Genomic DNA, 11,305 nt, shown 5'->3' on the forward strand with positions numbered 1-11,305 from the left:
AGCTATGAGCGAGAACGTGACCCAGCGCAGCGAGACCGACACCCATGGCCAGGCAGCAGAGACAGAGCGCGACGCGCCGTCGGAGCAGCTGCTCAGCGCCTCAGCGTCGGGTGAACCTGCCCGTGAGGGCCAGGAGAGCGCCGAGGCCGGGAGCATCGATGCTGAGGCCGTTCAGGGCGATCAGGCCGCCGTTGGAGGTGCCACGGATGAGGGGGACATCGCCGCTGACTATCTCGAAGAGCTGCTGGACATCGTTGACCTCGACGGCGACATCGACATCGAGGTCCGCGGGGGCCGCACCTACGTCTCGATCGTGACCGAAGAGGGCGGTGAGGAGCTGGATGATCTCGTCGGGGACGGGGGCGAAGTCCTCGATGCGCTGCAGGAGCTGACCCGGCTCGCCGTGCTCACCGCCACCGGGGAGCGGACCCGGCTGATCCTGGACATCGCGGGCCATCGCGACCAGCGACAGGACGAGCTCAAGGACCAGGCCGAGAAGGCGATCGCCAGGGTCAAGGATCGTGGCGAAGACGAACACCTTGAGCCCATGAGCGCCTACGAGCGCAAGATCGTGCATGACTTCGTCGCCGAATCCGGTCTCCTCAGCGAGTCCGAGGGTGAAGGCAAGCGTCGCCACGTGGTCATCTCACCGGCCTGAGCGCCGCCACGCGCCGCGGAGTCCGATACACCGAGGCCGGGGCTCAGCGCAGCTGAGGATCCGGTCCTGCAGCCAAGGAGCAAGACATGAGTGAGCCCCAGGACGACCGCGAAGCAGCCACCCACGAGGCGGTAAATAACGCCCAACTGGGTGAGCCGGAGCTCCCCGGGCAGGGGCCCTCGCTGGAGGCGCCGGAGCTGAGCGAGCAGGAGCAGCGGGCTGCCGAGGTGCTCTTCGGTGACCGGCTGGACCTGGCCAAGCAATATGTCGCGCATCTGTGCTCCACCGGTATCGAGCATGGACTGCTCGGGCCCCGTGAGGTGCCCATCATGTGGTCCCGCCATGTGCTCAACTGCGCCGTGCTCGGCCCTGAGCTGAGCGCAGGCACCACGGTGGCAGACGTCGGCTCAGGTGCCGGTCTCCCGGGACTTGCCTTGGCGATCGCACGTCCTGATGTGGAGTTCATCCTGATCGAGCCGATGGAGCGCCGCGTCGAGTGGCTCAGCACGGTGGTCCAGGACCTGCAGCTGGACAATGTCCAACTCATCCGCGCCCGCGCTGAGGAGGTCACTGACGAGGTCATGGCCGATGTGGTGACCGCCCGCGCCGTGACAGGTCTCAAGAAGCTTTTGCCACTGACAGTTCCGTTGCTGGACGACGACGGCGAGCTGATGCTCATCAAGGGGCGCAGCGCCCGTGGTGAGATCGCCGCGGCCGGCAAGTCCTTCAGCAAGCACAAGCTGACAAGCCCCACGGTCGAGCTTCTCGGCGAAGACCTTCTGGAGGAGCCCAGCACCGTCGTGCGCTGCCGGCGACGCTCCGCCGGGCCGCGGTAGCCTCGCAGGCCTCCCGATCCCGCAGCGGGCCTGCAATCGTCTTCAGACGCGTTGCTACGGGTGTCCGGGTCACCCCCGTGGCCTAGACTCTTAGCTGTGCCCACCCCCGCTTGTCGGGGTGGTCTGCCCGACACAAGTGGTCCAGTCATGACAAAGGAAGGGTGGCTCGTGCAGGAGAAGCGCGTTTCACGTGAAACCAGTGGCGCCGCCAGGGCCGCAGAGGCGGCAGCGAGCACGGCGGAGGGTTCCTCGATCCTGGAGTCCCTGGCCGCGTCCTCTCCCCTGGCCGCCGAGCTCGCAGACGAGAATCGTCGCCGCAAGAAGCTCACGACCACCGAACTGAACCGACCCAGCCAGACTCGGGCGATCACCGTGTCGAACCAGAAGGGTGGAGTGGGCAAGACCACCAGCACCGTGAACCTCTCGGCCGCGCTGGCCGATCAGGGCTTCAACGTTCTGGTGATCGATATCGACCCGCAGGGGAATGCCTCCACAGCCCTAGGCGTGGACCACTCTGCAGATGCCGACTCGGTCTACGACGTGTTGATCGAGGACTTCGCGCTGGCCGATGTGGTCGCCGACTGCCCGGATGTGCCCCGGCTTCAGGTGGTGCCGGCCACGATCCATCTCGCCGGAGCCGAGATCGAACTGGTCTCCCTGGTGGCCCGGGAGCAGCGGCTGGCCCGGGCGCTGGCGGAGTACTATCGATACCGAGAGGAGAACGGCCTCGAGCGGCTGGACTTCGTATTCATCGACTGTCCGCCCAGCCTCGGCCTGCTCACCGTCAATGCCTTCGTCGCCGCCCAAGAGGTTCTGATCCCCATCCAGTGCGAGTACTACGCACTGGAAGGCCTGAGTCAGCTGCTCAACAACATCGGCATGATCCAGAAACATCTGAACCCCCCGCTGAAGGTCTCGACGATCCTGCTGACCATGTACGACGGACGCACCAACCTTGCCTCCCAGGTGGCCGGAGAAGTGCGCGAACACTTCCCGGAATCGGTGCTGCAGTCGGTCATTCCACGCAGCGTGCGCATTTCCGAGGCTCCGTCCTATCAGCAGACCGTCATCACCTATGACCGGTCCTCGACCGGCGCCCTGGCGTACCTGGAAGCTGCCGCTGAGCTGGTCCAGCGCTCCTGACCAGGGACGATAGTCCTTTCTGAGCTCGTTCGGCGCCTGCACCCGGGGTGTCCCGACTCTGAAGCACGGACGCTGAATTCGGTTCCACGTGAAACCCCGCTCCCCTGTGACGGAGCCTGCGAAGGCGCGACGTGGTGTTCACGCGCTCCCGCACCAGGGCATCTTTGCCGCAATACGAGCGAGTCGAGAATATGCGGCTGGTTTCACGTGAAACCATCCCGTCGAACGCCATCATCGACTGGCCGTCCCGGACGGGGGTCTGTTTCACGTGAAACCAGCAGCAGGTACTTCCGGGCTCCCTGGGCCGGAGGACCTGGAGACAGCACGGGGTCTGGAGCGAGTGCGGTCCCACGGACGGGGGCTGAAGGGCTCGCCATCACAGGAACTGGGGTTTGCGCACCGAACGCCGCAGTCCGGGAGTTTCACGTGAAACCTGCGATGAACTCGAATATCCAGTTGGCCGCGCCAGGTGGGACCTGGTTCCACGTGAAACCGACCTCAGATACTTGGGTTCCTGGAACGGACGGTCCTGCACGCCGCACGGGGTCTGGATCGGCGGGAATCCCGTGGGGCTGTTGATTCCAGGATCCGTGGTGTGAGCGCTGACCGCCGGTATGTGCAAGTTTCACGTGAAACCCGTAGTGACATGCAAGTGATGAACCAGGCGCATCCTTCGGGTTCGGGTTTCACGTGGAACCAACACATGGCGCACGAAAGCGTTGTCTCATACGAGTTGCACGCGGTCGGGATTCTGCATCGTCAGCATCATGCGCGTGAACTCGCTGCGGCCCACACTTCGAGAATGGTCACATCTGGGCGCGGTCGCCGGCCGTCCACGAGTTTCACGTGAAGCAACGGGTCAGCAAGCTGGAACCAGCAGCAGGAACGTAGGAGAGAAGTCCAGAGTCACGGTTTCACGTGAAACACGCCGAAGTGACATCTATCAGTGACAGCCAAGACCAGGATAGGGGCTCTCGAGTCGCCACCTGCCCCGTGGTGTCCCCCTGAGCTGGGGTTTTACCGCGCCATTCAGTCCCGAGGCAGAGATCACCTGCGGTGACACGCTGTTCCACGTGAAACCTTCCTGGTTGGACGCCCGCCTACAGGGGTCTGACCGGTTGGCTCCGTAGAATAGATCGAGTTGCCGTTCCCACCGTGCGGCTCTAGTTCTATCCCCTAGGAGGCTGCCGAATGGCAGAACGAAAGCGGCGTGGTCTCGGTCGAGGCCTGGGCGCATTGATCAACAGCGATGCCCAGGACGCGGAAGCCGCAGAGGCCCTCCGTGCCGCTGAGGCGGCCGAGGCGGTCGAATCGGCTCAGGCCGCCCGGGTCGAGGATGGTCGCCCCGAGCCTGCTGGCGCCGCTCCGGCGGAGGCATCCGACTCTGCCATCCGTGAAGCGGCACCAGAACCAAGCGCGTCCCGCGAGGCGGAAACACGGTCGAACACCCGAGAGGCAGGGGCCCCAGCCACTCGTCAATCCGCTTCCCAGTCAACCCACGCCGTTCCACGTGAAACACGCGAAGCGCGTCCGAGTGCTCCTCGCCCCATCGATGTGTTCTTCTCCGCCAAAGCTGACCTCGACAGACAGGTCATTGCTCGGGAATCTGCCACCATCTCCAGGCCGAACACCACATCACGCCGCGCAGGCAGCGGCCAGCGGGCTCCGATGCCCGATGTATTGTCTCGAGGTGGAGCGAAGTCGACGTCCTCCAAGCGCTCGGCGGCTGAGGAGGACCTGCCGGAGGCACCGGTGGGGCCCGCGGTCGAGGGAGAGACGACTGCGCCGACCTCGGAGCGAGTTGCTTCCGTGCCGGAGAGCGCGTGGACCAGCTCCGTTTCACGTGAAACCTCCGGAATGGTGGATGGCGCCGAGTTCCGTTCCATACCGGTGGCCTCGATCGTGCCGAACCCGCGCCAGCCGCGCCAGGAGTTCGATGAAGAGCACATGGACGAGCTCGTCCACTCGATCCGTGAGATCGGTGTTCTGCAGCCCATCGTGGTGCGTCCCGCGGGTCCGGACCAGTTCGAGCTGGTGATGGGTGAGCGGCGTTGGCGAGCGTCCAAGGCCGCAGAGCGCGAGACGGTCCCGGCGATCGTTCGCATGACTGCGGATGATGACCTGCTGCGAGACGCACTTTTGGAGAATATCCACAGGTCACAGCTCAATCCGTTGGAGGAAGCAGCTGCATATCGCCAGCTTCTGGACGATTTCAACTGCACACAGGATGAGCTTTCCGAGCGGATCGGTCGGTCTCGGCCTCAGATCAGCAACACCCTGCGTCTGATGAAGCTGCCCCCCGCGGTGCAGCGCCGGGTGGCCGCCGGGGTCCTGTCCGCGGGACATGCCCGTGCCCTGCTGGGGCTGAAGTCTCTGGAGCAGATGGAGCAGCTCGCCGGACGCATCGTGGCCGAGGGCCTTTCGGTGCGTGCGACGGAGGAGGCCGTGACGCTGGCGCAACGAGATCAGGGCACCGGGGATCTCGGCCGTGAACGGGCAAAGAGTCCGCGGGTGCGACAGCTCGAGGAGTTCTCCGACGCCTTGACCGATCGGTTGGACACCCAGGTCAAGATCACTCTGGGAGCCAAGAAGGGTCGGATCGCCATCGATTTCGGGTCCATCGACGATCTGCACCGGCTGATGGAGATGATCGGGTCGCGGTCGTGATCCTGCGCTCTGGCCGAGCCAGACGTTTCATGTGAAACAAGTGGGGCCCGGGACGCAGATGCGTCCCGGGCCCTAACTGTGCGGCCTCATGTGTTGAGGCCCGTGCTTACTTCAGCAGGTCAGCGAACTCCTGTTCCAGCGCCTGCTTCGGCTTCGCGCCGATGGAGGACTGGACATGCTCGCCACCCTTGAAGGCGTAGACGGCGGGGATCGAGGTGATGCCGAACTTGGCGGCGGTGCCGGGATTCTCATCCACGTTGACCTTCACGACCTCGATCTTCTCGGGGTTCTCAGCGGCCAGCTCCTCGAGGATGGGAGTCAGCATGCGGCAGGGGCCGCACCATTCGGCCCAGAAGTCCACGAGGACCGGCTTGTCGGCCTGCAGGACATCCTGCTCGAAGCTTGCGTCGGTGACGTTCTTGAGATCTGACATGTAGATCTCCTTTCTTAGGACGGGACGGGGGCAGTGTTGGTCGGCGGGGTCGGGACTTTCGCGGCCTCAGAGTTCAGCGTGTCGGCCAGCCAGTGTTCGACGTCGAGTGCTGCGACGCACCCGGAGCCGGCGGCGGTGATCGCCTGGCGATAGGTGGGGTCCAGCACGTCTCCGGCTGCGAAGACTCCCGGCAGCGAGGTCCTGGAGGTGCGACCCTCGACCCAGGCGGTGCCCTCTTCGGTCAGGGTGATCTGATCCTTGAAGAGCTCGGTGCGCGGGTCATGACCAATCGCGACGAACAGTCCTGTCACGTCCAGCGTGGAGGGCTCGCCGGTGGTGGTGTCCCGCAGGATCAGGCGGCTCACCTTGCCTTCACCCTGCACCTCGGTCACCTCGGTGTTCCAGATGAATTCGATCTTCTCGTTGGCCTTGGCCCGGTCGATCATGATCTGCGAGGCGCGCAGCTCCTGACGGCGGTGCAGGACCGTGACCTTGGAGGCGAACTTGGTCAGGAACAGCGCCTCTTCCATGGCGGAGTCGCCGCCGCCGACCACGGCGATGTTCTGTTCCCGGAAGAAGAAGCCATCACAGGTGGCGCACCAGCTGACCCCGTGTCCTGAGAGGGCCTTCTCGCCGGGAACGCCGAGCTCACGGTAGGCCGAGCCTGTGGCAAGCACCACTGCGCGGGCATGGAGGACGTCTCCGGCTCCGGTGGTGATCTGCTTGATCGGGCGGTCCAGGACCAGCGTGGTGGCGTCCTCGTGGCGGATGTCGGTTCCGAAGCGTCGAGCCTGCTGTTCCATGTTCATCATGAGATCAGGCCCCATGATGCCGTCTGGGAAGCCGGGGAAGTTCTCCACATCGGTGGTGTTCATCAGCTCACCTCCGGCGGTCACAGAGCCGGTGAGCATGACGGGTTTGAGGTTCGCGCGCGCCATGTAGACGGCAGCGGTGTAGCCAGCAGGGCCTGAGCCGATGATGACCACGTCGTGAACCTGGTCAGGGGTCTGTTCAGTCACAATCACATGTCCTTAGCAACGGTCGTGGTGTCTGGAATATTGAACATCATCGATGTTCAACATATTCCGTCACCCGCCAGCCTACTGGAGCGGTGCGTGCGGCCCCACTGCGGCGCCGAGGGTCAGTCGAGGCTGATCTCGGCCAGTTCGGTGCTGAACGGCAGGCCGTCGGCATTCGGGGTGGCCTGACTGGGCAGCTCGGTGATGTTGAGGATCACGTAGCCGACCTCGCCCTCCGACTCGACCTCCACGGTGGTCTCGTTCCAGTTCAGCGTGCCGCTTCCGACCTGCTCGGCGCCCTCGAAGCTAGGGGTGTCATTGACCAGGATCTCGAAGGATCCGCCCGAGGACTCACCCTCCTGGGTGACGGTGACCGCGGACAGCTCGGCGGGCTCCTGGAGTTCTGCCACCAGTCCGACGCCGGAGCTGAAGCCGCCGAAGTCAGCGGTCGCGAAGGACAGCGTGACCCACGTGGTGGCGGGGTCCCCGTCCAGGAGGTTGGCGAGCTGGCCGTCTCGGTCCGAGATCAGGTCTGGGGAGTCGGGGACCACTCGGGTGATGTTCGCGATCTCCGGTTCCGCAGCGTCGGCCTCGGTCGGGGTGGACTCCTCTGCGCCTGGCTCCTGATCGCCCTCGTCACCGCCCTCCTCCGCGCCGGTGTCCTCTGCGCCGGCGTCCCCGGTGTCCTGCTCCGGGTCCTGGCCCTGGTCCTGCTCGTCGGAGACGTCCTCCGTCTCACCGCCGCGCAGGTTCATGAACATCACCAGGGCCGCGACCAGCAACACCGCGGCGAGCACCGCGGCGGTGATCCATCGGCCGATGCTGGGCCTCTCGTCCTGGAAGTCCTTGTCGGCGGGCTCGGCCGCCCGTGGTTCTGCGCCGGCCCCGGAGAAGCCCGCAGCGAGCGGGCCCTCGGAGCCGGAGTGCTCGGTGTGGGCCGGGCTGGAGCCCTGCAGTTCAGGCGCCGGGGCGGAGGTGGGGGCCCGCAGGGCCGCGTCATCCTCGATGCGTGGCACTGGCCGGATCAGCCCGGTGAAGGAGACCGCTTCACTGAGTCCTCGAGAGCGCGGGGGACCGGGAAGCGGGGCCAGCGGCGCAGCGGCGGGCGCCAGGGGGAGATCCTCGTCCTCCACGAAGGAGTCTGGCGGGTCGTCTATGACCTCGTCACCGTCGAGCCGCTCGGCGTCCTGGGCGGGCTCTGGCTGGGCGGGGTCCGAGTCCTGGGGCGCGAACCCTTCCGAGTCACCGGATGCGGCGTCCGCGCCGGCCTCGGTGGGCGCGGAGGAGCGGTCCCCGTCGGGGGCTGTGGGCTGGAGGCCCTCGGAGGGTTCGCTCGAAGCGGTCGTGGAGGCGTCCCGGGTGCCGGAGAAGTCCTCTGCGGTGTCCGCCGCAGGGTCTGCGCTGGTGACCTCCATGTCGCTGCGCAGATAGGCCGCGGCGGCCGCACGGCCCTGTTCTGCCTGGCCTGCCGCAACGGCGGCGGCGTCCCTCTCGGTGTTCAGCCGGCGGTTCAGCGAGTCGGAGACCTTGTCCAGGAAGGCGGGACGGCGTCGGCGGAAGCGACGGGCGGGATCCTCGGAGCGGTCCTCGGCGGAGCCGGCATGGAGTCCGGCGTAGTACTCGTCGTCGTCCTCGTAGGTCTCGGGCTCCATGATGCGGGACTGTCCGAAGAGCTCGGAGCCCAGCGAGTCGGTGAAGAACGGCTCCACGTAGGGCGCGGTGTCCGGCACCACCAGATCCAGCAGGGTGTTGGGATCGACCAGCGAGGAGATCAGGTAGGTCCGTTCCTCGGCGAGGCCGAGATCAAGCACCTGGACGTCGGAGTCGCGAGAGCCCATCGCGAGTTCCCGCGCGGAGGTGGCCACCTGTTTGGCGTTCGAGCGTGAGGCCAGCAGGATGCTCACGTCCCGGTCGAGGACCTCGTCGCTCGCCTGGAAGACGATGTCCTGATCAGCTGACGTCACCACGTGGTGGGTGATGCGGTACCGCCCGCCCACCACATCGCCGACGCCGAAAGGCTGCGCCACAAGTCCTCCTCGGTCCGGTAAACATCCTGGCCGCCTATCGCAGACAGCCAGGTCAGATCAGGTCAAGCCTACCGGGCCAGGCGGGACAGTGCTGGCACGCGCCTCGCCAGCGGTGCGATCGCCGCGGTGAACTCCTTGACCCGCAGCGCGCGCAGCATCAGCACGAAGACCACCGCCATCACCACACCGACGACGGCGCAGCTGATCACCGCGGTGAAGATCGAGTTCCAGGCGAAGCCCCAGTGATAACCGCCGAGCAGCCACAGCGCGGCTGCGCCGGCGAGTCCTGCGATGCCTGCGCAGGCCCCGGAGCGCAGATACGCGCTGAGCACGGAGGCGAAGTCGAAGCCGCCCCAGCGCCGGACCACGAGCAGGTGAGCGATCAGGTACTGCAGCATGTGCAGCGCGCTGAAGAGCCCGATCACCAGATAGGGGATCTGCTCCTCCGGGATGACCCCGGCAAGACCATAGGCGGTGCTCAGCCCGACCACGGCGATGATCGCGTAGATCAGCATCGGGGTCTTGGCGTCCTCGGCGGAGTAGAAGACCCGCATCAGGTAGAAGCTACCGGAGCGGAAGGGCATCCCCAGGGCGAGCAGCACCAGCAGCTGCCCGATGGCCGCGCCGGCCAGGTTGGCATCGGCTGCGGCGCCGCCGAAGATCCGGCCCAGTGGACCGGCGAGCACCAGCACCGCCACCATGCAGAACATCACCGGGATGGCGAAGATCCGCAGGCCTTCGTTGATGATCTCCCGAGCCCTGCCATAGCGGCCCAGGTCCATCGCGCGGGCCAGCTGGTTGAACAGCACCGTGGCGATGGAGAGCGCGAACACCGAATGCGGCAGGATCGCGATCAGCTCCGCGACGTTGGCGGCGGATTCACCCGGCACCGAGGCGCCGAGCGCGCCCATCTCCTCACGCACCGCGGTGGCACCGGAGATCAGCCGCATGTAGAGCAGGTTGGCGACGTTGCCGATGAGCATGGTCAACAGGGTCCAGCCTGCGATCCGGCCGGTGGAGGCCAGGCCCATGCCCTTGAGTCCGAACTTCGGGCGCAGCTTCAACCCGAGCCGGGACAGCGGCCACAGCAGCAGCAGCGCCTGGGCGATGATGCCCACGGTGTGACCCGCTGCCAGCCAGATGGTCTGCTGTGCGGTCCATTCGGTGAGCTGGTTATCGTCGGCAGAGTACTGCCCGAAGGTGACGATGAAGCTGAGGATGACCCCGATGGCGATCAGGTTGTTCAGCACCGGCGCCCACATGTACCAGCCGAAGCGGGCATTGGCGTTGAGCACCTGTCCGGTGACCGCGTAGAGGCCGTAGAAGAAGATCTGCGGCAGGGTCCAGATCGCGAAGGCGGTGCCCAGCGCGAGCATCGGTTCGGTCCAGTTGCGGGTCAGCGTCAGGATGATCGGGTAGGCCGCCAGGGTGAGCAGCACGGTGAAGGCGGCCAGCACCGTGATGGTCAGTGTGAGCAGCCGGGAGGTGTAGTCCGCGCCCCGATCGGAGCGCCGCGCGGCCTTGATCAGCTGCGGGACCAGCACCACGTTGAACATCCCGCCGGCGAGCAGCAGGTAGACCACGTTGGGAACCGTATTGGCCTTCTCAAAGACGTCGCCCACCAGGGTCGTGTTACCGATCGCCACCGCCAGCAGCGCCGTGCGCACGATGCCGAGCACCCGGGACACCAGGGTGCCGGCGGCCATGATCGCGCTGGCGCGGGCCAGGCCCTTCGCGGGGAGGTGGCTCTGGTCATTCGAGGCGTCAGGGGCCGTTGGGTCCGGGGTCGAGGGAGTCGAGGGCGGAGTTGGCGGTGGACCGGTCTCGGTCTGTCCGGGAGAAGCAGCAGTCATCGTCAGTGGACTATAGCCGGATCAGCTGGACTGGACCGACTCATCGATCACTGCACGGGCGAGATTCACGATCCGACGCTCGTTGGGGAAGGAGAGCGTGCGTTCCAGCGCATCCAGGTCCACCCAGGCGACGTCGACGGCCTCATGGTCGGGATCGTTCTCGATGCTGAGCTCCCCGCCCACGGCCTCCATCAGGTAGTGGTGCACGGTCTTGTGGATCCGATGCGAGGGTACGGTGAACCAGTACTCGATGCTGCCCAGAGAAGTCAGGACAGCACCCTCGATCCCGGTCTCCTCGGCGACCTCGCGCAGCGCGGCCTCCTCGAAGGTCTCGTTGCCCTCCGGGTGGCCCTTGGGCAGGCACCATTCCAGGCGTCCACCGCGGTTGTACCGAGCGATGATCGCGACCTCGAACCCGGCGGCGGCCGGGCGGATGATCACCCCGCCGGCGCTGACCTCCTCCACCGTGGGGAGGCTGCCCTGCTGCCGCGTGGACTGCCGGGCCGGCATGCGCCGGGCACCCATTGACACCGTCAATGGGGTGCGCCGTTCATCGCCGGTCTCCGGTCTGTTCATACCCGACACTCTAATAGGAGTGCCGTGCAGATCACGGCGTCCCGCACGCACCGCAGCGCGCATGCCGGTGCTGGCGCGGATCCGGGCCTCCCC

At 66.1% G+C, this 11,305-nt stretch carries 9 protein-coding genes; 4 read left to right on the forward strand and 5 right to left on the reverse strand.

Going from position 1 to position 11,305, the window contains the following annotated elements:
* Positions 1-4 precede the first annotated feature (4 nt).
* The 4 genes from EV640_RS03230 (at position 5) to EV640_RS14020 (ending at position 5,304) form a co-directional block, all read left to right on the forward strand.
* The gene (locus EV640_RS03230; protein WP_133725800.1) at positions 5-658 is read left to right on the forward strand and encodes a Jag family protein; all 654 of its coding nucleotides are present in this window, start codon (positions 5-7) and stop codon (positions 656-658) included.
* Positions 659-744: 86 nt separating this feature from the next.
* Positions 745-1,494 carry a 16S rRNA (guanine(527)-N(7))-methyltransferase RsmG gene (gene rsmG / locus EV640_RS03235; RefSeq protein WP_133725801.1) on the forward strand — a complete coding sequence of 250 codons (750 nt, stop codon included), beginning with the start codon at positions 745-747 and terminating at the stop codon, positions 1,492-1,494.
* A 147-nt stretch (positions 1,495-1,641) separates the two neighbouring features.
* Entirely contained in the window at positions 1,642-2,637 is a 996-nt protein-coding gene (locus tag EV640_RS03240) for a ParA family protein (RefSeq protein ID WP_243832213.1), read from the forward strand.
* Between the two features lie 1,857 nt (positions 2,638-4,494).
* Positions 4,495-5,304, forward strand: coding sequence for a ParB/RepB/Spo0J family partition protein (locus EV640_RS14020; RefSeq protein ID WP_036475733.1), 810 nt, complete (start codon positions 4,495-4,497; stop codon positions 5,302-5,304).
* Between the two features lie 106 nt (positions 5,305-5,410).
* On the opposite strand, the gene trxA is transcribed toward EV640_RS14020, so the two are convergent.
* From trxA to EV640_RS03270, 5 genes are all read right to left on the reverse strand, one after another.
* Positions 5,411-5,737: a thioredoxin gene (gene trxA / locus EV640_RS03250; RefSeq protein WP_036475735.1), complete on the reverse strand. Its 327-nt coding sequence runs from the start codon at positions 5,735-5,737 to the stop codon at positions 5,411-5,413.
* Between the two features lie 14 nt (positions 5,738-5,751).
* On the reverse strand, positions 5,752-6,762 hold the full coding sequence (gene trxB, locus EV640_RS03255) for a thioredoxin-disulfide reductase (protein ID WP_051501207.1): 1,011 nt from the start codon (positions 6,760-6,762) through the stop codon (positions 5,752-5,754).
* Positions 6,763-6,878: 116 nt separating this feature from the next.
* Positions 6,879-8,783: a hypothetical protein gene (locus EV640_RS03260; RefSeq protein WP_133725803.1), complete on the reverse strand. Its 1,905-nt coding sequence runs from the start codon at positions 8,781-8,783 to the stop codon at positions 6,879-6,881.
* Between the two features lie 68 nt (positions 8,784-8,851).
* Entirely contained in the window at positions 8,852-10,636 is a 1,785-nt protein-coding gene (gene murJ, locus EV640_RS03265) for a murein biosynthesis integral membrane protein MurJ (RefSeq protein ID WP_243832214.1), read from the reverse strand.
* A 21-nt stretch (positions 10,637-10,657) separates the two neighbouring features.
* Entirely contained in the window at positions 10,658-11,212 is a 555-nt protein-coding gene (locus tag EV640_RS03270; RefSeq protein ID WP_051501208.1) for an NUDIX hydrolase, read from the reverse strand.
* Between the last annotated feature and the right edge of the window lie 93 nt (positions 11,213-11,305).

This window comes from Nesterenkonia aurantiaca, from assembly GCF_004364585.1.
GTDB lineage: Bacteria > Actinomycetota > Actinomycetes > Actinomycetales > Micrococcaceae > Nesterenkonia > Nesterenkonia aurantiaca.

Excerpts from the sequence above, each read along its gene's own strand:
- EV640_RS03230 (WP_133725800.1), top strand. The coding sequence starts at position 5 with ATGAGCGAGAACGTGACCCAGCGCAGCGAGACCGACACCCATGGCCAG.
- rsmG (WP_133725801.1), top strand. The coding sequence starts at position 745 with ATGAGTGAGCCCCAGGACGACCGCGAAGCAGCCACCCACGAGGCGGTA.
- EV640_RS03240 (WP_243832213.1), top strand. The coding sequence starts at position 1,642 with ATGACAAAGGAAGGGTGGCTCGTGCAGGAGAAGCGCGTTTCACGTGAA.
- EV640_RS14020 (WP_036475733.1), top strand. The coding sequence starts at position 4,495 with ATGGTGGATGGCGCCGAGTTCCGTTCCATACCGGTGGCCTCGATCGTG.
- trxA (WP_036475735.1), bottom strand. The coding sequence starts at position 5,737 with ATGTCAGATCTCAAGAACGTCACCGACGCAAGCTTCGAGCAGGATGTC.
- murJ (WP_243832214.1), bottom strand. The coding sequence starts at position 10,636 with ATGACTGCTGCTTCTCCCGGACAGACCGAGACCGGTCCACCGCCAACT.
- EV640_RS03270 (WP_051501208.1), bottom strand. The coding sequence starts at position 11,212 with ATGAACAGACCGGAGACCGGCGATGAACGGCGCACCCCATTGACGGTG.